Source organism: Nocardioides jiangsuensis, from assembly GCF_019679455.1.
GTDB classification, from domain to species: domain Bacteria; phylum Actinomycetota; class Actinomycetes; order Propionibacteriales; family Nocardioidaceae; genus Nocardioides_C; species Nocardioides_C jiangsuensis.
This window is the reverse complement of sequence record NZ_JAIEZQ010000001.1, coordinates 802,950-824,186: the sequence shown is the minus strand read 5'-3', so window position 1 is coordinate 824,186 and position 21,237 is coordinate 802,950. Positions and strand designations below refer to the sequence as shown.

Below are 21,237 nucleotides of genomic sequence, written 5' to 3'. Positions count from 1 at the left end.
AGCTTCTCGCGTGTCCGACATCCGTCGACTTCTCGTCCGTGTTCTTGCCGCCACCGTCGCGTGCACCCTGGTCGCCGGCCTCACGGTCGGCTCCGGGGCGGCCAGCGCGAAGGTGCCGAGGACCCCGCACCGCTACACCGCGAAGATCGAGCCCTTGGCGCCGTACGTCGGCCAGTCGATCTGCTCGCCGGGCGCCAAGCCGGGCACCGCCGCGTTCGCGACCATGCTGCTGCGCACCTACAAGAGCTCGCGCAGCCTGGGCATCTCGCGCTCCTGCTCGGTCGGCGGGGCCTCGGAGCACAAGGAGGGGCGGGCCTTCGACTGGGGCGTCAGCGTGGGCAGCGCGCAGGACCGTCGTTCGGTGCAGGCGCTGTTCCGGTGGCTGCTCAAGACCGACCGGCACGGCAACCGCTACGCGATGGCCCGCCGCCTGGGCATCCAGTACATGATCTGGAACCGGCGGATCTGGGGCGCCTACGCCGCCTCGTCCGGCTGGCGCCGGTACACCGGCGCGAACCCGCACACCGACCACGTGCACTTCTCGCTGAGCTGGGCCGGGGCACGCAAGAAGACCTCGTTCTGGAGCCCGCGGCGCTTCCCGAACGGGTCGGGCAACGTGCCGCAGCCGCCCAGGCCGACCGAGCCGGAGCCGAGGAGCTCCGGCCCGCGCCAGGACCACCCGGACCCGCAGCCGGACTCCCGGACGAAGCAGCCCCGAGCCGTCCCCGAGCCCCGGGCTCCCCGGACGCTGACCGCCGGACCCGCGCTCGTGCACGAGCGGGTCGCGGTCCGCACCGACCGCCGGGCCGGCACGCTCACCCGGGGCGCGCTGGCGGAGGGGCACCGCTACCTCGTCGAGGTGGCCGGAACCTACCGTTACGACCGGCGCACCGCCTCGCGCGCCGACGCCGAGTGCAGCGCCGCCGCCCGCTCCGGCTGGCAGCGCACCCGCTCGCTGCGCACCGACCAGTGGGACGCCGACCACCTCGACCTGTACGTCGACGGGCACGACCTGTACGCCCAGGCCGACGACGACCGGGACTGTGACACCGGCGGGCACACCTACCGCTGGGTCTACCAGGCCGACCGCGACGGCCGCGTGCCGCTGACGGTGTGGGACGCCAACGGCCACGCGGACAACGCGGGCACGCTCGCGGTCCGGATCACCGACCTCGGGCGCAGCCGCAGCACCATGGCGTGGACCGTCCCGGCCAAGGCGAAGGCCGGCGTCACCAGCCCCGGACAGCTGACCGGCGGCGAGGACTACCGGGTGACCGTGCGCGGCACCTGGACCGACGGCCGCGGCGTCACCGCCGACGCGGAGTGCGCGCGCACCTCGCGCTCGAGCTGGGACCGCCGGTTCGAGGGGGAGTACGGCGAGGACCGGTTCGACGTCATGCTCGGGACCTTCGGCCACGACAGCCTGGTGCCCCGGCTCACCGACGTGGGCGGCGAGCCCGCGGAGAGCGGCGCCTCCTGCGCCGAGGACCACGTCTACACGTTCGTCTGGCGGGCGGACCGGACCCAGCCGGTCAACGTGCGGGTGGACGACCCGCGCAGCTACGCCGACAACACCGGCGCCCTGCGCGTGAGCGTCACGCCGTACGTCGAGAGGCAGCCGGAGCCGAGCCCCACCCCGGAGCCGACCCCGGAGCCGGACCCGTCCGAGGAGCCGACCCCGGAGCCGGACCCGTCCGAGGAGCCCGCGCCGGAGCCGGAGAGCCTGCGGGTCGACTCGCGCAGCCCGTCGGCGATCCGCACCGCCCAGGAGTTCGCCGAGGGCACCGAGCTTCGGCTGACCGTGACCGGTGCCTACCTGATGCGGGCGAGCAGCGACTGGATCGCGGCCGACGCCGAGTGCACCGCGTCCGCCGAGGAGCCCTGGTGGCGCTCCACCCGGTTCGAGGGGAGGTTCGACGGGTCCTGGTCGCCGCTGGGTGACCTCGTGGTCAACCGGCGGCTGGTCAGCTGGGAGCCTGCCGACGGCCGCGGATCCTGCGACGGGTCCGACGCGCACGAGTACTCCCTGGACCTGACCGTCGCGGAGGACGGGCCGCTGTGGTTCGTCGTCGCCGACGACTACTACGACGACAACCGGGGCGCGCTCACGGTCACCGTGGAGCCGCGATGAGCCGCGCGACGGTCACGCGGCTCACCCCGCTGCTGGTGGCCGCCGGACTGGCGCTCACCGGCTGCGCGGACACCGGTGACGCCACCGGCGCGAGCGGCCGGGCCGTGCGGGCGGCCGGGCCCACCGCGACCGCCGCGCCGGCACCGTCGCCCGCGGGCTCGGCCTCGGGCTCGACCACGTCGGTCCCGTCGACGTCCACGACCACGGCCGCGGCACCGGCCGGCCCGGCGGCCCCGTCCCTGCCGCCCGGCGACCCGGGCCTGGACGCGCCCGCGGTGCCCGACCCCGGGACCCCCCCCGCCGAGGAGCACCACGACGAGCCGCGGCGGAGCGTGCCCACCGCGGCGATGCTGGGCACCGCGGACGTCGCCCTGCAGCTCGGCGGCTCCTGGGCGCCGCGCGAGGCCGACCCGCTCGGCTGCACCTCCCCGCGCGGCGCGGTGGCGGCGCGCACCGCCCGGCACACGTCCGGGACGCGGGAGGTCCGGGAGACCGTCTCCACCCACCGCGACCCCGGTTCCGCGGACCGGGCGGTGACCGCGCTGGCCGACGAGCTCGCCGGCTGCGGCTGGACGGTCGGGGTGGACCCCCGGCTCGGCTCCGCCTCCGTGGCGGCGACCCGGGGCGGCCGCTCGCTCACCGCGGTCGCGGCCGAGGGGGTGTCGGTGGTCCTCGTCGGCGCCGGCCCGCGCGTGGCGACCGGCTGGCAGTGGGACGCCCTGGTCGACCTGGCGATGGGGTCGTCCTGCCCCGCCGCCCCCGACGGCTGCCACTGACCGCCGGCAGTCTCATATCCGAGACAGTTGTACCCGCGGAACGCTGGCTGACCGGGCCGCGGGGGCGTGCAATGGACCCATGACAGTCGTACACGTCGGGGTCGGCCCCCTCTCCTTCGACGACGTGCTCGCGGTGGCCCGCCACGATGCCCCGGTCGCGCTGACCGACGAGGCGGTGGCCGCGATCGAGCAGGCCCGCAAGCACGTCGAGCACCTCGCGTCGGCGCCCACACCGGCGTACGGCATCTCCACCGGTTTCGGCGCCCTCGCCACCCGGCACATCCCGTCGGAGATGCGCGCCCAGCTCCAGCGCTCGCTCGTCCGCTCGCACGCCGCCGGCAGTGGCCCCGAGGTCGAGCGCGAGGTGGTCCGCGCGCTGATGCTGCTGCGGCTCTCCACCCTGGCCACCGGCCACACCGGCATCCGGCTGCAGACCGCGCAGACCATGGCCGGGATGCTCACGCACGGGATCACGCCGGTGGTGCGGGAGTACGGGTCGCTGGGCTGTTCCGGTGACCTGGCCCCGCTCTCGCACTGCGCGCTGGCGCTGATCGGCGAGGGCGAGGTCCGCGACGCGCACGGCACGCCGATGCCTGCGGCGGAGGCGCTGCGCGCGGCCGGGCTCGAGCCGGTCGAGCTCGAGGCCAAGGAGGGACTCGCGCTGATCAACGGCACCGACGGGATGCTCGGCATGCTGGTGATGGCGATCCACGACCTGCGGATGCTGCTGCGCACCGCCGACGTCGCGGCCGCGATGTCCGTCGAGGGCCAGCTCGGCACCGACCGGGTCTTCGCCGCCGACCTGCAGGCGCTCCGGCCGCACCCCGGGCAGGCGGACTCCGCGGCCAACCTGGCCCGGGTGCTCGCCGACTCCGGCGTGGTCGCCAGCCACCGCGGGCCCGACTGCCACCGGGTGCAGGACGCCTACTCGCTGCGCTGCTCGCCGCAGGTGCACGGCGCCGCGCGGGACACCGTCGAGCACGCCGCCCAGGTGGCGGCGCGCGAGCTCGCCTCCGCGGTGGACAACCCGGTCGTGCTCGGCGACGGCCGGGTGGAGTCCAACGGCAACTTCCACGGCGCCCCGGTCGCCTACGTTCTCGACTTCCTCGCGATCGTCGCCGCGGACGTGGCGTCGATCTCCGAGCGACGGACCGACCGGTTCCTCGACAAGGCGCGCAGCCACGGCCTGCCGCCGTTCCTCGCCGACGACCCGGGCGTCGACTCAGGGCACATGATCGCGCAGTACACCCAGGCCGCGATCGTCTCGGAGATGAAGCGGCTCGCCGCCCCCGCGAGCGTCGACTCGATCCCGTCGAGCGCGATGCAGGAGGACCACGTCTCGATGGGCTGGTCCGCCGCCCGCAAGCTCCGCCGCGCCGTCGACGGGCTCACCCGTGTCGTCGCGATCGAGGTGCTCACCGCGGCCCGCGCCCTCGACCTCCGCGCCCCGCTCGCGCCGGCACCGGCCACGGGCGCCGTACTCGCGCTGCTCCGGCAGACCGTCCCGGGCCCCGGGCCCGACCGCCACCTCTCACCCGAGATCGAGGAGGCCGTGGACCTCGTGCGCAGGGGCGCCGTCCTGGCCGCCGTCGAGGACACGATTGGAGACCTCCGATGACCACAGGAAGCCGCGTCGTGCGTGCCCCGCGGGGCACCGACCTGACCGCCCGCAGCTGGCAGACCGAGGCGCCGCTGCGGATGCTGATGAACAACCTCGACCCGGAGAACGCCGAGCGGCCCGAGGACCTCGTCGTGTACGGCGGCACCGGCAAGGCCGCGCGGAGCTGGGAGGCCTACGACGCGATCACCCGCACCCTGGCCACCCTCGCCGACGACGAGACGCTGCTGGTGCAGTCCGGCAAGCCGGTCGGCGTGATGCGCACGCACGAGTGGGCCCCGCGCGTGCTGATCGCGAACTCCAACCTGGTGGGCGACTGGGCCAACTGGGAGGAGTTCCGTCGCCTCGAGCACCTCGGCCTCACGATGTACGGGCAGATGACCGCCGGCTCGTGGATCTACATCGGCACCCAGGGCATCCTGCAGGGCACCTTCGAGACCTTCGCCGCGGTCGCCGACGAGCTCGCCGCCGCGCGCGGGGACGAGCCCGGCTCAGGGACGCTGGCGGGCACGATCACGCTGACCGCCGGGCTCGGCGGGATGGGCGGCGCGCAGCCGCTGGCGGTGACCATGAACGACGGCGTCGCGATCTGCGTCGAGTGCGACCAGAGCCGGATCACCCGCCGGATCGAGCACCGCTACCTCGACGTCCAGGCCGACTCGCTCGACCACGCGCTCGAGCTCGCCGTGGAGGCCCGCGACGCCCGCCGGCCGCTGTCGATCGGGGTGCTCGGCAACGCCGCGGACCTGGTCCCCGAGCTGCTGGCGAGGAAGGCGCCGATCGACATCGTCACCGACCAGACCTCCGCGCACGACCCGCTGTACTACCTGCCCGCGGGGGTCGCCTTCGACGAGTGGGCGGCGCTGCGCGAGAAGGACCCGGCGGGACTGACCCTGCAGGCGCAGGCGTCGATGGCCCGCCACGTCGAGGCGATGGTCGGCTTCCAGGACGCCGGCGCCGAGGTCTTCGACTACGGCAACTCGATCCGCGACGAGGCCCGCAAGGGCGGCTACGCGCGCGCCTTCGAGTTCCCCGGCTTCGTGCCCGCCTACATCCGGCCGCTGTTCTGCCAGGGCAAGGGCCCGTTCCGCTGGGCCGCGCTCTCGGGCGACCCCGCGGACATCGCGGCGACCGACCGCGCGATCCTCGAGCTGTTCCCCGACAACGAGCGGCTGCGGAAGTGGATCACGATGGCCGGGGAGCGGGTCTCGTTCCAGGGGCTGCCGGCCCGGATCTGCTGGCTCGGGTACGGCGAGCGGCACCTCGCCGGGCTGAGGTTCAACGAGATGGTGCGCACCGGGGAGCTCTCCGCGCCGGTGGTGATCGGCCGCGACCACCTCGACTGCGGCTCGGTGGCCTCGCCCTACCGCGAGACCGAGGCGATGCTCGACGGGTCCGACGCGATCGCGGACTGGCCGCTGCTGAACGCGCTGGTCAACACCGCCTCCGGGGCGACCTGGGTGTCGATCCACCACGGCGGTGGCGTCGGGATGGGCCGCTCGATCCACGCCGGCCAGGTCACGGTCGCCGACGGCACCGACCTCGCCGCGAGGAAGATCGAGCGGGTGCTCACCAACGACCCGGCGATGGGCGTGATCCGGCACGTCGACGCGGGCTACGACGAGGCGGTCGCGGTGGCCGCGGAGCGTGGCGTGCGGATCCCGATGCAGGAAGGCTGACCGCGGGTGCCCGGGTCAGCCCGGCGTACGGCGGTGCCACCACCGGCGGCGCTCGCGGTGTCCCCGCGCCAGGGCGTCCTCACGTCGCGCGGCCTGCTGGAGCAGCTCGCGCTGCCGGTCCCGGCGCTCGGCGCGACGGGCACGCCACGCGACGACCTCCCGCTCGGGGTCGCGGGTCGGGGTGACCACCGGCGGCCCGCCGAGCAGCTGCCGTCGTGCGTCGACCACCCGCCGGTTGAAGTCCTCGACCGCACGCCGGACCCCGTCCTCGGAGGCCTCCCGGTCGAGCGCGCCGTCGAGCTCGGCGTCCTCCCTGCGCAGCGCGAGGGCCGGGGGCAGGACGCCGGTGATCTGCTCACGTTCGATGAGGCTCTTGACCCACCAGTTCGGGTCGTGGTTGCCGTCGAGCCCGCGGATCGGCTTGCCGGCCCCCGGCAGGTCGTCGAACTCCCCGCGCTCCATCGCCCTGCGCACCTGCAGATCCACCCACAGCGCCTGCTGCTCCATCCGCTGGGCGGGGGCCGAGTCGTCCTCGTCCTCCTCGGCGTCCTCGGGCAGCGGCTCCGGTGCCTGCTGGGTGAACGCGGTCACCGCGGCCCGGCGCAGCCTGCGCTCCCGGTCCTCCGGGCTCTCCTGGTCAGTCATCGGTCTCACCCCCTGACGCCCGCCAGTCTACGGAACGGGTCACCAGCCGCCGCGGTGCACGACCTCCTCGACCGGCCTGCGGCCGCGCCCGGCCGAGCCCCGGCCGCCGGGGCTCCCGGTGCGGTGCCCGAGGGTGATCGCACCGACCGGGGTGTACTCCTCGGGCACCCCGAACTCCGCGCGGAACGCCGCGGTGCGCTCACCGGGGATGCCGAAGAAGCAGGCGCCGAGCCGGGCGTCGACCGCGGTCAGCAGCATCAGCAGCGAGGCCATCGCGGTGTCCATGTGCCAGTACGGCACCGGCCAGCGAGCCTCGTCCCGGTCCGTCCACCCCTTGTCCGCCTCGGCGTACCGGCCGAGGTAGGCCGACTTGTTCGACAGCGGGACGATCACCACCGGGGCGGTGCGCATCCCGCGCAGCCACGAGTCCGGGGTCTCCGCGGCGCCCTCCGGGGTGCAGGCCGACCAGAACCGGTCGACGTCGGCGGCCGTATCGAGCAGCAGGAACGCCCACCCCTGGGTGAACCCGGCGCTCGGTGCGTGCAGCGCGTTCGCGAGGATGCGCTCGACCACGTCCGGGTCCACCGGCTCGTCCGAGTAGGTGCGCACCATCCGGCGACGGCGTACGACGTCTTGGAACTCCATGGAGCAGATCATGTCGTTTGAGCAGATGTGGCGCGACCTGGCGCCGGTCGGGCGGTCGGCGTCCAGCGGCGGCTACCACCGGCAGCCGTTCACCGCCGCCGAGCGCGAGGCCGCCGCCTGGTTCGTCGAGCAGTGCCGGGCCCGGGACCTCGACGTGCGCACCGACGCGTTCGGCAACACGGTCGCCTGGTGGCGCCCCGGACCGGGCGGCTCCGCGGAGGGCGCGGCGCCCGGCGCGGCGCAGGCCGCGGAGCCCGGCGTGGTCACCGGCTCCCACCTGGACTCGGTGCGCGACGGCGGGGCGTACGACGGGCCGCTCGGCGTGGTCTCCGCGCTGGCCGCGGTGGACCTGCTCCGGGAGCGCGGCTTCACGCCCACCCGGCCGCTCGGGGTCTCGGTCTTCGTCGATGAGGAGGGGTCGCGCTTCGGGCTGGCCTGCCTCGGGTCGCGGCTGATGACCGGGGCCACCACGCTCGACGGGGTCAAGGAGCTGCGCGACCGCGACGGGGTCTACCTGCTGGACGCGATGGCCGCCGCCGGGCTGCCGGTCGCCGACGGGACGGAGGTCGGTCCCGGCGGCGGGACCGCGGAGCGGATCGGCTGCTTCGTCGAGCTGCACGTCGAGCAGGGCCGCGACCTGGTGCACCGGGACGCCCCGGTCGGGGTGGCGAGCGGGATCTGGCCGCACGGCAGGTACCGCTTCGACTTCCACGGCCAGGCGAACCACGCCGGCACCACGCGGATGGAGGACCGGCGCGACCCGATGGTGACCTACGCGACGACGGTGCTCGCCGCGAACGAGCAGGCCCGGCTCGCGGGGCAGCGCGCGACGTTCGGCCGGGTCGACGTACACCCGAACCAGACCAACGCGGTGCCCTCCCGGGTCACGGCCTGGCTCGACGCGCGGGCGGAGTCGCGGGCCCACCTCGAGAAGATGCTCGCCGACGTCGAGCGGCTCGCGGGCGAGCGGGCCGGGCGCGACGGCACCACGGTCGAGGTCGTCGCGGAGTCGGTCTCCGCCGAGGTCGTCTTCGACCCGGCCCTGGCCCGGCGGATCGCCGCCGGCCACGAGGGCGGGGACTGGCCGCTGCTGCCGACGATGGCCGGCCACGACGCGGGCGTGCTGTCCGCCGCCGGGGTGCCCACCGCGATGCTGTTCGTCCGCAACCCCACCGGTGTCTCGCATGCCCCCGACGAGCACGCGGAGACCGCCGACTGCCTGCGCGGCGTCGAGGCGCTCGCCGACACCCTGGAACGGCTGGCGGGCCCCCGGTGACCGAGAACTGGCTGCTCGAGCGCGCCTGGCTGGGCGATCCCGGCGGCGCGGTGGCCGAGGGTGTCCTGGTGGAGGTCGAGGACGGCCGGTTCGCCTCGGTCCAGGAGGGCGTGCGGGAGCTGCCGCGCGACGCGCACCGGCTCGCCGGGCTGACCGTCCCGGGACTGGCGAACTGTCACAGCCACGCCTTCCATCGGGCGCTGCGCGGCCGGACGCAGCGGGAGCGCGGGACGTTCTGGACCTGGCGCGGGCAGATGTACGACGCCGCCGCGCGGCTCGACCCCGACCTCTACTACGACCTCGCGCGGGCGACGTACCGGGAGATGCTCGCGACCGGCTTCACGTCCGTCGGCGAGTTCCACTACCTGCACCACGGCCCCGGCGGTCGGCGCTACGACAACCCGAACGTGATGGGGCTGGCCCTGGTCGAGGCCGCCCGCGACGTCGGGATCCGGATCGCCCTGCTCGACACCTGCTACGTCGCCGCCGGGATCGGCCGGCCGCCCGAGGGGGTGCAGGCCCGGTTCAGCGACGGCGACGCGAACGCCTGGGCGAGCCGGCTGGAGCGGTTCGAGTACGTCGAGGACGACGAGGTGGTGCTCGGCACCGCGGTGCACTCGGTGCGGGCCGTGCCGCGGGCGCAGATCGGCGTGGTCGCGGCGTGGGCGGAGGCGCACGAGGCCCCGCTGCACGTGCACCTCTCCGAGCAGGTCGCCGAGAACGAGGCGTGCCTCGCGGCGTACGGCGCCACCCCGACCGAGGTCCTCGACGTCGCCGGCGCGCTCGGCCCTCGCACCACGGTGGTCCACGCCACGCACCTCACCGGCCGGGACATCGCGGCGCTCGGCGGGGCGTCGGCGTACGCCTGCTTCTGCCCCACCACCGAGCGCGACCTCGGCGACGGGACCGGCCCGTCCCTGCGGCTGCGCGACGCGGGCGCCCGGCTCACCCTCGGCACGGACAGCCACGCGGTGGTCGACGCGTTCGAGGAGATGCGCGCAGTCGAGCTCGACGAGCGGCTGGCCGCCCGGAGCCGCGGCCACTGGACCTCTGCCGAGCTCCTCGTGGCGGCGACGGCCGACGGGCACGCCTCGCTCGGCTTCCCCGACGCGGGCCGGATCGAGGTCGGCGCCCGGGCCGACCTGGTCACCCTCGACGTCGCCAGCCCGCGCACCGCGGGGACCGGCGCGACCGTGGAGACCGCGGTCTTCGCGGCCGGCGCGGCCGACGTGGTGCACGTCGTGGCGGGCGGGCGGGTGGTTGCCACCCGGGGCCAGCACCGCGAGATTGGACGCGAGCTCGAGACCGCCGTCACCGACCTGTGGGGGAGACCATGACCGTCAGCAACCGCTCCTGCCCGCCCGGGCCGGTCGTCCCGGTGCTCCGCTACGCCGACGTCCCGGCCGCGGTCGACTGGTTGTGCGCGACCTTCGGGTTCACCGAGAAGCTCCACGCCGGCCGCGACCACGCGGTGCTGCTCGTCGGCGCCGGGTCGGTGATGCTGAGCCGCTTCCGGTCCGGCCGCGGGGTCCACGCCGGCCCCGCCGACGCCGTGGAGCCGGGGAGGGCCGAGCGCTGAACAGCCTCCTCCTGACCGGGATCGGCGAGCTCGTCTCCAACCACCCCGGCACCGGTGACGGGACGCCGCTCGGGCTGCTGCGCGACGCCGCCGTGGTCGTCGAGCACGGCCGGGTCGCCTGGACCGGTGCGGCCACGCGAGCACCCGCCGCCGACACGTCGTACGACGTCGGCGGCCGCGCGGTGATCCCCGGCTTCGTCGACTCGCACTCGCACCTGGTCTTCGCCGGCGACCGCGCCGAGGAGTTCGCGGCCCGGATGACCGGGACGCCGTACACCGCGGGCGGGATCCGGACCACGGTGTACGCCACCAGGGCGGCGACCGACGAGCAGCTCGCCGCCAACGTCGCCCGGCACGTGGGGGAGATGCGGCGCCAGGGGACGACCACCGTCGAGATCAAGAGCGGCTACGGGCTGACCGTGGCCGACGAGGCACGCAGCCTCGCGATCGCCCGGCAGGCCACCCGGGAGACCACCTTCCTCGGCGCGCACGTGGTGCCACCGGAGTACGCCCTGGACCCGGCCGGGTACGTCGACCTGGTCACCGGCCCGATGCTCGACGCCTGCGCGCCGTACGCCCGGTGGGTCGACGTGTTCTGCGAGACGGGTGCGTTCGACGCAGACCAGGCCCGGACCATCCTGCGCGCGGGGGAGGCTCGCGGGCTCGCCGGCCGGCTGCACGCGAACCAGCTCGGACCCGGTCCCGGCGTCCGGCTCGCCTGCGAGCTCGGCCTCGCCGCGGTGGACCACTGCACCTACCTCTCCGACGCGGACGTGGACGCGCTCGCGGGCAGCGGCACGGTCGCCACGCTGCTGCCGGGCGTGGAGTTCTCCACCCGCTCGCCGTACCCCGACGCCCGGCGGCTGCTCGACGCCGGCTGCCGGGTGGCCCTCGCCAGCGACTGCAACCCGGGGTCGAGCTACACCTCGTCGATGCCGCTGTGCATCGCGCTCGCGGTGCGGGAGATGCGGATGACGCCGGCGGAGGCGCTGCACGCGGCCACCCGGGGCGGGGCGGCCGCGCTGCGCCGCGACGACGTCGGACACCTGGCGGACGGGGCGGCCGCGGACCTGGTGGTCCTGGACGCCCCGTCCTACCTGCACCTGGCCTACCGGCCGGGGGTCCCGCTGGTGCACCAGGTGTTCGTGGGCGGCGCCGCCACCCTGTGACGCGTGGCTTCCTTCGTACCGCCGCGTCCTGAGGTCAGCGGCTGAACGAGAGCGTGTTCACGGTGTGGTTGCGGATCCGCTTGGCCAGCGCCTTCTCGGTGGTCCGGCCGACCACCTGGAGCCGGTTCTTGCTCATCAGCATCACGTGGACGTAGGGCTTGGTGTCCTCGCTGCCCGCGTCGACCGCGGAGAACACCCACCGGGCACGGACGGTCGAGCCCACCGGGTTCACGTCGAAGGAGAACTCCCGGTAGTCGACGCCGGCGGCCTGCGCGAGAGCGGCCCGCTCCGCCCGCAGCTCCCGGACGGTGTTCACCTGCGGCTGGAGGTCGAGCCGGATCGTGATCCCGTTCTCGACGTTCTCCACCCAGCTCCACTGGTGCCAGCTGTCCTTCAGCCTGGTGTAGCCGGTGGGGATCCGGATCGAGGCGTGCTCGGCCTGCTTCATCGTCTCCCGTGGTGCTTTCGCGGTGACCTGGTGCTTCTCGTAGACGATCGCCTCGGCGTTCGCCGCCGCGGTGCCGAGCGCGACGGTCGTGGTGAGCGCGGCGGTGACGGCGAGGGTGGAGATGGTGGGACGCGACATGGTGGTGCTCCTGGTGACGGGGGCCGGCTGGCCCGGGTTCGACGTACGGCTGACCCCCAGGACGCCCGGTCCGGCGGGAAGGTTGCACCGGGTCACCCGTCCGCCGCCGCCAGGATGCGGCGGCTCGATGGCCTAGGGCGGCCCGGACGCGGCGGCGCGGGGAGATAGGGAGATCTCCCGATGTGGGGGGCCACCTCAGAGACGGAGCATCGGAGCATCCACTCGACATCCGACCAAGGAGACCCCGATGTTCCCGAGCCCGGAGTTCATGGCCACCCCCGAGATCAACTACCGCCGCGACCGGATTGCCGCGGACATGCGCGGCCGCAAGCCGGCCCGGTCGCGGCTGCACCGGCGCCGCCACCACGAACCGGTCCCCGAGCAGAGGCGGGGTGACGGCGACGCCCTGTGAGCGCCGTCGGGCTCCGGCCCGGAAAGGGGCTGCACCTGTCGGCGGCAGCGGGAATGATGGACGACGTGCCGGCCCTCCACTCCACCACCACGCCGCTCGTCGGCCGTGACGACGAGCTCGACCAGCTCGCCGGGCTGGTCGGGATCGGCGCCACGGCCGTGTCCTGCGCGGTGCTGCTGGCCGGCGACGCCGGGGTCGGGAAGACCCGGCTGCTGAGCGAGCTCCGCGACCGCGCGGACCGGTCCGGCTGGCGCACGCTGGTCGGCCACTGCCTCGACTTCGGCGACAGCGCGCTGCCCTACCTGCCGTTCACCGAGATCCTGGGCCGGCTCGCGCAGGCGTCGCCCGACTTCGTGGCCGACGTCGGCGCCGCCCACCCCGCCGTGCGCCACCTCCTCCCGGGCCAGCGGCTGCTGTCGCTGCCGGAGGGGGCCGCGCCGGAGACGATGGAGCGCTCGGAGATCTTCGAGGCCGTGCACCTGGTGCTGGAGCGGCTCGCCGAGGACGGCCCGCTGCTCGTCCTGGTCGAGGACCTGCACTGGGCCGACCAGTCCACGCGGGACCTCCTGAGCTTCCTGTTCATGCGCGGCTTCACCGGTCCGGTGGCCGTGGTCGCGTCGTACCGCAGCGACGACCTGCACCGGCGCCACCCGCTCCGCGGCGCCGTCGCGCAGTGGTCCCGGATCCCCGGCGTGCACCGGATGCAGCTCCCCCCGCTCACCGACGCGTCGGTGCGCAGCCTGGTCCGCTCGATCCACGCCGGCCCGCTCGGGGAGGGCGCGCTGCACACGATCGTCGAGCGGGCCGAGGGCAACGCGTTCTTCGCCGAGGAGCTCGTGGTGGCCACCGAGATCGGCAGCGCCCTGCCCGACGACCTGGCCGCGCTGCTGCTCGTGCGGCTCGACCAGCTCGACGACGCGGCCCGGCAGGCGGTGCGCGCCGCGGCCTGTGCCGGGCGTCAGGTCTCCCACGAGCTGCTCGCCGCGGTGGCGGGCCTCGACGCCGGCTCGCTGGAGCGGGCGCTGCGCAGCGCGGTCGAGAGCAACGTGCTGGTCCCGGTCGGCGGAAGCTACGTGTTCCGGCACGCGCTGCTCGCCGAGGCGGTGTACGACGACCTGCTGCCCGGCGAGCGGGTGCGGCTGCACGCGGCCTACTGCGAGGCCCTGCTGAGCCACGCCGTCGACGGTACGGCGGCCGAGCTGGCCCGGCACGCGCGCGCCGCGCACGACCTGGTCACGGCGGTGACCGCGAGCATCGAGGCCGGCGACGACGCGATGGCGGTCGGCGGGCCCGAGGACGCCGCGCGGCACTACGAGCTCGCCCTCGGGATCGTCGGCGACCCGGTCAACCGGCCGCGCGGCCTGGACGACGTCGACCTGGTGGCACTCACCATCCGCACCAGTGACGCCGTGATGTCCGCCGGGCACCCGCACCGCGCGCTGGCGCTGGTGCAGGACCAGCTCGCCGCCCTGCCCGACGACACGTGCGACGCCGACCGCGCGCGCCTGCTGATGACGCTCGGCACGGCCGCGCTGATGGGCGACACCACGGTCAACGCGCTCGAGGCCACCACCGAGGCGCTCCGGCTGGTCGGCCAGGAGCCGACCGTGCTGCGGGCCAAGGCGCTGAGCGTCCACGCCCACGCCAACGCCGACCGGCAGCGGGCCGACGAGGCGATGCGCTGGGCGCAGCAGGCGCTCGGGCTCGGCGAGCAGCTCGGGCTGCCGAGGGTGGTGGCCGACGCGACGACGACCCTGGCCCGGCTCGAGGAGCGGGCCGGCAACCCGGAGCAGTCGCAGCGCACCTTCGAGAAGATCGTGGCGCAGGCCCGCGACGACGGCGACGTGGTGACCGAGCTGCGCGGGCTGCACCACCTCGGGGCGCTGCACTACGAGGCCGGCAACCTGGCCGAGGCCCGGCGGGTGTACGACGAGACGACCGCGCGGGCCGCCGCCACCGGCCGCCCCTGGGCGCCGTACGGCTTCGACGCCCGGGTGCTGGCCGCGGTCACCGCCTACGTCGCGGGCGAGTGGGACGACGTCACCCGGATCACCGACGTGAGCGGGGAGGCGCCGCCGGAGATGGCGGAGGCCGTGCTCGGCGCGGTCGGGATGGCCGTCGCCGCCGGCCGGGGGCAGGTCGACGCGCTGGAGCGGATGCCGCGGATCCGTGCCTGGTGGGACAAGGACGGCTTCGTCAGCATCCTCAGCGGCGGGGCCGGCATCGACCTGTACGGCGACAGCGGGGACCTCGACGCGGCGCTCCGCGTCCACGACGAGGTCGTCGGGAGCGTGACGAGGCTGTGGCAGGTGGACTCCTTCCTCGCGCAGATCCGGCTCGGCGCGCTCGCGGTCGGGCAGCTCGCGAACCACGTCCCACGGGTGGCCGCCGCCGAGCGGGAGGCGTACCTCCGCCGCGGCGACGCGCTGCTCGCCGCCGCCCGCGAGTCGATGCGGCGGGCCGAGGTGCGCCAGCGCCGGGTGGGCCCGGAGGGCGTGGCGTGGATGGTGCGCGCCGAGGCCGAGCACCTGCGGCTGCGCTGGGCCGGCGGGGTGGACAGCCCCGACGAGGACACGTTGCGCGCCGCGTGGGAGCAGGCGGTGGCGGGGTTCGAGACGTTCCGCCACGAGTTCGAGCTGGCTCGCACGCGCAGCCGGCTGTCCGTCGTACTCCGCTCCCTCGGGCAGGCCGCGCCGGCCCGCGAGCAGGCCGACCTGGCCCGGGAGACCGCCCACCGGCTCGGCGCGGAACCGCTGCTCACCGAGCTCCGGACGCTCGGGCCGGGTGCGGCGCGGTCACGCGGGGAGGCGGCCCGGCACGACGACACCCTCACGCCCCGCGAGCACGAGATCCTCGCTCTGGTCGCGGCCGGGCGGACCAACGGTGAGATCGCCCGGCAGCTGTTCATCAGCACCAAGACGGTGAGCGTGCACGTGTCGAACATCCTGGCCAAGCTCGGCGCCGCCGGGCGTACCGAGGCCGCCGCGCTGGCCCGCCGCCGCGGTCTCCTCCACGACTGACCGCCGGCCCGCCGCGTCCCGGGGGAGTCCGCCCGTCGTAAACGCGTGGCAGCCGCCTGCCCGGTTTGGCACCATCTCCGCGTGACGTGGAGGGAGCGAGTCGCCGGGCTGCGCGTGGACACGACCCCGTTGCGGCAGTCCCGCGACTTCCGGCTGCTGTTCTGGGCGGGCACCGTGTTCTACCTCGGCGGGATGGTCACCTACGTCGCCCTGCCGTACCAGCTGTACACGCTGACCGGCTCCAACTTCGCCGTCGGCGCCCTCGGCATCGTCGAGCTCGTGCCGCTGGTGGTGTTCGGCCTGTACGGCGGTGCGCTCGCCGACCACGTGGACCGCCGCCGGATGCTCGTGCTGGCCGGCGCCGCCCAGGTCGTGCTGACCGGGCTGCTCGCCGTCAACGCGTTCCTCCCCGACCCGCGAGCCTGGCCGATCTACGTGCTCGGTGCGCTGCTCGCCGCCGCCCAGTCGTTGCAGCGCCCCTCGAAGGAGGCGCTCGAGCCGCGCACCGTCGAGCACGGCCAGATCATGGCCGCCAGCGCGCTGTCGTCGCTGGGCGTCCAGGTCGGCCTGCTCGCCGGCCCGGCCGTCGGCGGCGTGCTGCTCGCGGCGTTCGGGGTGGGCTGGTGCTTCGTCGTGAACGTCGCCGCCCTGCTGGTCGCCACTGCGCTCTTCGCGGCGCTGCGGCCCTACCCGGTCACCGACCGGAGCAACCCGCCCTCGCTGCGGGGGATCGCCGAGGGGGTCGGCTACGCGCTGCGCCGCCGCGACCTGCTCGGCACCTACGTGGTGGACATGGTCGCGATGTTCCTGGCCATGCCGACCGTGCTCTACCCCGCCCTGGTCGAGGACGTCTTCGACCAGCCCGCGCTGCTCGGCCTGCTCTACAGCGTCGGCACGATCGGCAGCCTGCTCGCGACGCTCACCTCGGGCTGGACCCGGCACGTGCACCACCACGGCCGGGCGGTGATGGTCGCCGCGATGGCGTGGGGCGCCGCCGTCGCCGCGGCCGGGGTGGCGCCGAGCATCGTGTGGGTGCTGGTCCTGCTCACCCTGGCCGGTGCCGCCGACATGATCAGCGGGATCTTCCGCTCCACGGTGTGGAACCAGACCATCCCGGACCACATGCGGGGCCGGCTCGCGGGCATCGAGATGCTGTCGTACTCCCTCGGCCCGCTCGGTGGCCAGGCCCGCGCCGGACTCGTCGCGGACGCGTGGACGGTGCGCGGCTCGATCGCGAGCGGCGGACTGCTCTGCGTGGTCGGGGTGGGCGCGGTCGGCCTGTGGCTGCGCGACTTCTGGGCGTACGACGAACGCACCGACGAGCACGCGGTCCGGGAGCGGGAGCTGCGCGCCGGGCAGCCCGCTGGCTGACCCTTCCCAGAGTCGGTCACATACCCCTAGTATCCCGAGGACGGCCTACCCCGGGATGTGACGCACGCTCATGACGATCACCGACGACCGGTTCGCGAGGATGAAGCCCTACAACGCCGGTCTCACCCCCAGGATCCGCGCGCGGGACCTGCCGCCGGGCCCCCGCTGGCCGGCGCTGCTGCAGAGCATCGCGCTGATGCGCTTCCGGCACCGGTTCGTGCCCGCGCTGCACCGGCGGTACGGCGACGTCTTCACGGTCCGGGTGGTGCCGAAGGGCTCGCCGCTGGTGCTGTTCACCCGACCCGAGCACGCCAAGGAGATCTTCGCCGGCGACCCGGAGGTGTTCCACGCCGGCAAGGGCAACGCGATCCTCGGGCCGATCATGGGCGAGCACTCGCTGCTGCTCCAGGACTCCTCCGAGCACCGCCGCGCGCGCAAGCGTCTGATGCCGGCGTTCAACGGCGCCGCCCTGCGCGGCTACGAGTCGATGGTGACCCGGCTGGCGCGGGAGGAGGTCGCGCGCTGGACTCCGGGGACGACCTTCCGCTCGCTGGACCGGATGAACGCGCTCACCCTCGAGGTCATCCTCCGGGTGGTGTTCGGGGTGACCGACGAGCAGCGGCTGGCCCGGCTCCGTCCGCTGGTGAACCGGACCGTCGACGTCAACCCGGTGGTGCTGCTCGGGTGGGGCTACCCGTTCCTCCAGCGGTTCGGCCCGTGGAAGGCCACCGTCGACAACCAGCGCGCGCTCGACGAGGTGATGTACGCCGAGATCGCCGAGCGTCGCGCGGCCGGGGACCTGCACGAGCGCTCCGACGTGCTCTCCCGCCTGCTCACGGTGGGCGCCCACGGGAGCGACGACGGCGACGAGGCCGGCGCCGGCGACGGGCTCAGCGACGCCGAGCTGCGTGACCAGCTGGTCACGCTCCTGCTCGCCGGTCACGAGACGACCGCGACCGCGCTGGCCTGGACCCTGTACGAGCTCGGCCGGGACGCGGGCGAGCTGGCCCGGGCCCGTGCGGCCGCCGACGCCGGTGACGACGCCTACCTGGAGGCCGTGGTCAAGGAGTCCATGCGGCTGCACCCGGTGATCCCGATGGTGCTGCGGCACCTGACCGAGCCCGCCACGATCGGCGGCCGGGACCTGCCGCGCGGCACCAACGTCGGCCCCTCGATCCTGATCGCGCACAGCCGCGAGGACAACTTCGAGGACCCGGGCAGCTTCCGTCCCGAGCGGTTCCTCGACGGCCACGTCGCGCCGAACACCTGGATCCCCTTCGGTGGAGGCGTCCGGCGCTGCATCGGCGCGGGCTTCTCGCTGATGGAGGGGGTGGCGGTGCTGCGCGAGGTGCTGGCGTCGTACGACGTCTCCACGCCCGCCGACGACGAGCCGAAGGTCCGCAACATCACCAGCGTCCCGCGGCACGGCGCGAGGATCACGGTCCGCCCCCGCTGACCCGTCCCGTGTAGTTGGATGGGAGCGTGCGCGAGGCGGCCGAGTCCTTCCTGAGCGTCCTGTCCGACGGGCAGCGCGACGTCGCGACCTACCCCTTCGACGGCGCCGAACGGACCACCTGGGCCTACACGCCCGGGCCGCGCGGCGGGCTCGCGCTTGCGGACATGGACGCCCCCCAGCGTGCCGCCGCACTCGCCCTGCTCGAGGCCGGCCTGTCCGCCGGGGGAGCGCGCACGGCCCGCGCGGTGATGGGGCTCGAGCCGGTGCTGCGCGCGCTGGAGGAGGCGGCCGGGCGGCCCGGGTACGAGCGCCGCGACCCCGAGCACTACTGGTTCAGCGTCTTCGGCGACCCGTCCCGCACCGGCCCCTGGGGCTGGCGGGTGGGCGGCCACCACGTCTGCGTGCACGTCAACGCGGTGGGCGACGCGGCGGCGACCGTGCCGCTGTTCCTCGGGGCGAACCCCGCCCGGGTGCCCGACGGCCCGCAGCGCGGCCTGCGCGTGCTCGCCGCGGAGGAGGACCGCGCCCGCGACCTGCTCGCCGCGCTCGGCGCCGACGAGCGGACGGCGGCCCTGGTCTCGCCCGACGCGCCTCCCGACATCCGCACCGGGAACGCCGTGCGGGCGGACATCGCCGCGGTGCCGACCGGGGTGTCGTGGGGCGACCTCGGGTCCGCCGGCCGGGCCGCCCTGGAGCGGCTGCTCGACGTGTACCTCGGCCGGTTCCGGGTGCCGCCGGAGGTCGACGTACCCGCGCTGACCTTCGCCTGGGCGGGGTCCACCACGCCGGGGGAGGGGCACTACTACGCGCTGCGTTCCGGCACCTTCCTGGTGGAGTACGACAACACGCAGGACGGCGCCAACCACGTGCACACGGTGGTGCGCGACGTCCGCCGTGACTGGGCCGTCGACCTGCTCGCCGCGCACTACCGCACCGCCCACTGACCGACCCGGCCCCGCGGTCCGGGCACGCCGCGGGTGAGACTCGTCTCGTCCCCCGCCCGGCGCGCACCGCGGTGTGGGGGCGACCCCCACAATGGGGACATGCGATGGGACGACGAGGAAGCCGGCATGGGTCGTAAGCTCGCCGTCGCCCTGGCCGCCGTGCTGGTGGCGGCCGTCGTGATCGGTGGCTTCGTCGGGGTCCTGGCCTTCGCCGGGGCGCGGGTCGCCGGGGTGGGCGCGCCCTCCACCACCGCGACGGAGGAGCCCAGCCTGTACATCCCCGACGAGGCGCTGTCCACGGAGCGTCCCGAGGAGCCGGTCGCGTCCTCGCCCCCGACGCCGTCGAGCGCCCCGAGCGCCGGGCCCGCCCCGGCCCAGGCGGACCAGGACCCGAAGAAGCGGGACGAGCCGCGCCGCGAGCCCCGCCCGAAGCCGCGGATCATCCTGCGTGCGAGCCCGACCAGCGGGTCGACGTACCAGCGGATCTACCTGCGCGGCAGCTACGCCGGCGGCAACGGGTCGACGCTGACCGTCCAGCGCTTCGAGGGCGGCTGGTCGGCGTTCCCGGTGACCGCGAGCGTCAGCGGCGGGACGTTCGAGACCTGGGTGGAGAGCGGCCAGGAGGGCGCGAACCGGTTCCGGGTCGTCGACCGGTCCAGCGGCCGCGCGTCGAACCCGGTCACGGTCACCCTCCGCTGAGCAGCCCCGCCGGGAAGCCCTTTCGGCCCGGCCCGTCCCGGCCCGCGGACACGCCGCCGGCGCCCGCGCGGTAGTTGCGCACGTCACCTCCCGCGACCGCGCGTCGGAGCCGTGCCGGAGCCCGCCTCTAGGATCTCGGGCATGCCCGCACGCACCCAGATCCTGCTGTTCAAGGCCGTCGCCGTCGCGGAGGCCGTCTCGTGGGCGGGCCTCCTGGTCGGCATGTACCTCAAGCACGTCGCCGGCACGACCGAGCGCGGCGTGGAGATCTTCGGCCCGATCCACGGCGGCATCTTCCTCGCGTACGTGGCCCTCGCGCTGCTCGTCGCGCGGACCCTCCGCTGGGGCGTCCCGGTGACCCTGGTGGCTCTGGCCTGCTCGATCCCGCCGTTCGCCACGCTGTTCTTCGAGCTGTGGGCGGCCCGCACCGGTCGCCTGGCGGCGCCGGCTGACCGTGCGCCCCGGGAGCACCAGCCGGTCGGCTGAGCCCGATGACCCGCCCCGCCGCCCACCTGCAGCTCGTCGTCGCCTGTGTCGTCCTCGGCGTCGGGGTGGCGTTCCTGCTGGAGGCCGCTCTCGGCTCGGACGGCTACTCCACCCTCGTCAACGGCCTGTCGGTGGCCACGGCCCAGCCGTTCTGGGTGGTCAACGCCTTCGTCGGCGCGGCGCTGATCACGATGGCGTGGCTGCGCGGCACCCGGCCTGGCGTCGGGACGGTCGTGCAGCCGGTGGTCGTGGGCTTCACCGTCTCCGCCGCTCTCGCGCTGATCCCGGAGCCCGGGTCGCTGCCGACCCGGGCGGCGGAGCTGGTGGTGGCGTTCGTCCTGCTCGCCCTCGGCGTGGCCGGCTACCTCGCGAGCAACACCGGGGCGGGCCCGGCGGAGGCCGCGGCCATCGCCTGGGACCCGCCGGTGCCGTTCCGGTGGAGCTACAGCATCGTGCAGGGCGGAGGGGCCCTGGTGGGTTGGCTGCTCGGTGCCGCGATCGGCCCGGGCACCCTGGCCGTGATCTTCCTGCTCGGCCCGGCCGTCGACCTGCTCCGCCGACGCGTCCCCGCCATGGAGCGGCACCGGCCGGAGCGTCACTCCGAGCACGGCTGACCGCGCCACGTGCCGGCCGCCCAGGAGGGCGGCCCGCCCACGTCGACCTCGCGCGCCGCGGGCACCGCGCCCTCCGGGGTGTGGCCCGCCTCACCGAACACAAAAGCCGCGTTACGGGAACAGGGCGGACG

At 75.1% G+C, this 21,237-nt stretch carries 19 protein-coding genes; 16 read left to right on the top strand and 3 right to left on the bottom strand.

Annotated elements, in window-relative coordinates:
• Window positions 1-10: 10 nt before the first annotated feature.
• From K1X13_RS03880 to hutU, 4 genes are all read left to right on the top strand, one after another.
• Window positions 11-2,131 carry a VldE C-terminal domain-containing protein gene (locus K1X13_RS03880; RefSeq protein ID WP_221023692.1) on the top strand — a complete coding sequence of 707 codons (2,121 nt, stop codon included), beginning with the start codon at window positions 11-13 and terminating at the stop codon, window positions 2,129-2,131.
• On the top strand, window positions 2,128-2,907 hold the full coding sequence (locus K1X13_RS03875; protein WP_221023691.1) for a hypothetical protein: 780 nt from the start codon (window positions 2,128-2,130) through the stop codon (window positions 2,905-2,907). The genes K1X13_RS03880 and K1X13_RS03875 overlap by 4 nt, the downstream gene beginning before the upstream one ends.
• Before the next feature lie 79 nt (window positions 2,908-2,986).
• Entirely contained in the window at window positions 2,987-4,525 is a 1,539-nt protein-coding gene (gene hutH, locus K1X13_RS03870) for a histidine ammonia-lyase (RefSeq protein ID WP_221023690.1), read from the top strand.
• Window positions 4,522-6,204, top strand: coding sequence for a urocanate hydratase (hutU, locus tag K1X13_RS03865; RefSeq protein ID WP_221023689.1), 1,683 nt, complete (start codon window positions 4,522-4,524; stop codon window positions 6,202-6,204). The genes hutH and hutU overlap by 4 nt, the downstream gene beginning before the upstream one ends.
• Window positions 6,205-6,219: 15 nt before the next feature.
• Here the strand turns inward: hutU and K1X13_RS03860 are convergent, their stop codons facing one another.
• Together K1X13_RS03860 and K1X13_RS03855 are read right to left on the bottom strand one after the other, a co-directional pair.
• Window positions 6,220-6,849 carry a DnaJ family domain-containing protein gene (locus K1X13_RS03860; RefSeq protein ID WP_225914512.1) on the bottom strand — a complete coding sequence of 210 codons (630 nt, stop codon included), beginning with the start codon at window positions 6,847-6,849 and terminating at the stop codon, window positions 6,220-6,222.
• A 39-nt stretch (window positions 6,850-6,888) separates the two neighbouring features.
• Window positions 6,889-7,494: a nitroreductase family protein gene (locus K1X13_RS03855; RefSeq protein WP_221023688.1), complete on the bottom strand. Its 606-nt coding sequence runs from the start codon at window positions 7,492-7,494 to the stop codon at window positions 6,889-6,891.
• A 10-nt stretch (window positions 7,495-7,504) separates the two neighbouring features.
• Here K1X13_RS03855 and K1X13_RS03850 point away from each other — a divergent pair, with 10 nt between their 5' ends.
• Genes K1X13_RS03850 through hutI form a run of 4 tightly spaced genes read left to right on the top strand, consistent with a single transcriptional unit; the run spans window position 7,505 to window position 11,518 of the window.
• Window positions 7,505-8,770 carry an allantoate amidohydrolase gene (locus K1X13_RS03850; protein ID WP_221023687.1) on the top strand — a complete coding sequence of 422 codons (1,266 nt, stop codon included), beginning with the start codon at window positions 7,505-7,507 and terminating at the stop codon, window positions 8,768-8,770.
• The gene (locus K1X13_RS03845) at window positions 8,767-10,107 is read left to right on the top strand and encodes a formimidoylglutamate deiminase (protein ID WP_221023686.1); all 1,341 of its coding nucleotides are present in this window, start codon (window positions 8,767-8,769) and stop codon (window positions 10,105-10,107) included. The genes K1X13_RS03850 and K1X13_RS03845 overlap by 4 nt, the downstream gene beginning before the upstream one ends.
• Window positions 10,104-10,349 carry a VOC family protein gene (locus K1X13_RS03840; protein ID WP_221023685.1) on the top strand — a complete coding sequence of 82 codons (246 nt, stop codon included), beginning with the start codon at window positions 10,104-10,106 and terminating at the stop codon, window positions 10,347-10,349. Before K1X13_RS03845 ends, K1X13_RS03840 begins: the two co-directional genes overlap by 4 nt.
• Entirely contained in the window at window positions 10,346-11,518 is a 1,173-nt protein-coding gene (gene hutI, locus K1X13_RS03835; RefSeq protein ID WP_221024558.1) for an imidazolonepropionase, read from the top strand. Before K1X13_RS03840 ends, hutI begins: the two co-directional genes overlap by 4 nt.
• Before the next feature lie 34 nt (window positions 11,519-11,552).
• Here hutI and K1X13_RS03830 read toward each other — a convergent pair whose 3' ends face one another.
• Window positions 11,553-12,104 (bottom strand): hypothetical protein, encoded by a 552-nt coding sequence (locus K1X13_RS03830; protein ID WP_221023684.1) that lies wholly within the window; start codon window positions 12,102-12,104, stop codon window positions 11,553-11,555.
• Between the two features lie 247 nt (window positions 12,105-12,351).
• Here K1X13_RS03830 and K1X13_RS03825 point away from each other — a divergent pair, with 247 nt between their 5' ends.
• The 8 genes from K1X13_RS03825 (at window position 12,352) to K1X13_RS03790 (ending at window position 21,106) form a co-directional block, all read left to right on the top strand.
• Window positions 12,352-12,516 (top strand): hypothetical protein, encoded by a 165-nt coding sequence (locus tag K1X13_RS03825; protein ID WP_221023683.1) that lies wholly within the window; start codon window positions 12,352-12,354, stop codon window positions 12,514-12,516.
• Window positions 12,517-12,581: 65 nt separating this feature from the next.
• Window positions 12,582-15,536: a helix-turn-helix transcriptional regulator gene (locus tag K1X13_RS19560; RefSeq protein ID WP_221023682.1), complete on the top strand. Its 2,955-nt coding sequence runs from the start codon at window positions 12,582-12,584 to the stop codon at window positions 15,534-15,536.
• 81 nt (window positions 15,537-15,617) lie between these two features.
• The gene (locus tag K1X13_RS03815; RefSeq protein ID WP_308249379.1) at window positions 15,618-16,907 is read left to right on the top strand and encodes an MFS transporter; all 1,290 of its coding nucleotides are present in this window, start codon (window positions 15,618-15,620) and stop codon (window positions 16,905-16,907) included.
• A 70-nt stretch (window positions 16,908-16,977) separates the two neighbouring features.
• Window positions 16,978-18,363 carry a cytochrome P450 gene (locus K1X13_RS03810; protein ID WP_221023680.1) on the top strand — a complete coding sequence of 462 codons (1,386 nt, stop codon included), beginning with the start codon at window positions 16,978-16,980 and terminating at the stop codon, window positions 18,361-18,363.
• 26 nt (window positions 18,364-18,389) lie between these two features.
• Window positions 18,390-19,307 carry a DUF3500 domain-containing protein gene (locus tag K1X13_RS03805; protein ID WP_308249378.1) on the top strand — a complete coding sequence of 306 codons (918 nt, stop codon included), beginning with the start codon at window positions 18,390-18,392 and terminating at the stop codon, window positions 19,305-19,307.
• 99 nt (window positions 19,308-19,406) lie between these two features.
• The gene (locus K1X13_RS03800) at window positions 19,407-20,006 is read left to right on the top strand and encodes a hypothetical protein (RefSeq protein ID WP_221023678.1); all 600 of its coding nucleotides are present in this window, start codon (window positions 19,407-19,409) and stop codon (window positions 20,004-20,006) included.
• A gap of 141 nt (window positions 20,007-20,147) precedes the next feature.
• A complete protein-coding gene (locus K1X13_RS03795) occupies window positions 20,148-20,492 on the top strand; it encodes a DUF3817 domain-containing protein (protein ID WP_221023677.1) in 345 nt (114 codons plus the stop codon).
• 5 nt (window positions 20,493-20,497) lie between these two features.
• Window positions 20,498-21,106, top strand: coding sequence for a DUF6198 family protein (locus tag K1X13_RS03790; RefSeq protein WP_221023676.1), 609 nt, complete (start codon window positions 20,498-20,500; stop codon window positions 21,104-21,106).
• Window positions 21,107-21,237 lie beyond the last annotated feature (131 nt).

Coding starts and splice junctions, on each gene's coding strand:
- K1X13_RS03875 (WP_221023691.1), top strand. CDS start 2,128: ATGAGCCGCGCGACGGTCACGCGGCTCACCCCGCTGCTGGTGGCCGCC.
- hutH (WP_221023690.1), top strand. CDS start 2,987: ATGACAGTCGTACACGTCGGGGTCGGCCCCCTCTCCTTCGACGACGTG.
- hutU (WP_221023689.1), top strand. CDS start 4,522: ATGACCACAGGAAGCCGCGTCGTGCGTGCCCCGCGGGGCACCGACCTG.
- K1X13_RS03860 (WP_225914512.1), bottom strand. CDS start 6,849: ATGACTGACCAGGAGAGCCCGGAGGACCGGGAGCGCAGGCTGCGCCGG.
- K1X13_RS03855 (WP_221023688.1), bottom strand. CDS start 7,494: ATGGAGTTCCAAGACGTCGTACGCCGTCGCCGGATGGTGCGCACCTAC.
- K1X13_RS03850 (WP_221023687.1), top strand. CDS start 7,505: ATGTCGTTTGAGCAGATGTGGCGCGACCTGGCGCCGGTCGGGCGGTCG.
- K1X13_RS03840 (WP_221023685.1), top strand. CDS start 10,104: ATGACCGTCAGCAACCGCTCCTGCCCGCCCGGGCCGGTCGTCCCGGTG.
- K1X13_RS03830 (WP_221023684.1), bottom strand. CDS start 12,104: ATGTCGCGTCCCACCATCTCCACCCTCGCCGTCACCGCCGCGCTCACC.
- K1X13_RS03825 (WP_221023683.1), top strand. CDS start 12,352: ATGTTCCCGAGCCCGGAGTTCATGGCCACCCCCGAGATCAACTACCGC.
- K1X13_RS03810 (WP_221023680.1), top strand. CDS start 16,978: ATGACGATCACCGACGACCGGTTCGCGAGGATGAAGCCCTACAACGCC.
- K1X13_RS03800 (WP_221023678.1), top strand. CDS start 19,407: ATGCGATGGGACGACGAGGAAGCCGGCATGGGTCGTAAGCTCGCCGTC.
- K1X13_RS03795 (WP_221023677.1), top strand. CDS start 20,148: ATGCCCGCACGCACCCAGATCCTGCTGTTCAAGGCCGTCGCCGTCGCG.
- K1X13_RS03790 (WP_221023676.1), top strand. CDS start 20,498: ATGACCCGCCCCGCCGCCCACCTGCAGCTCGTCGTCGCCTGTGTCGTC.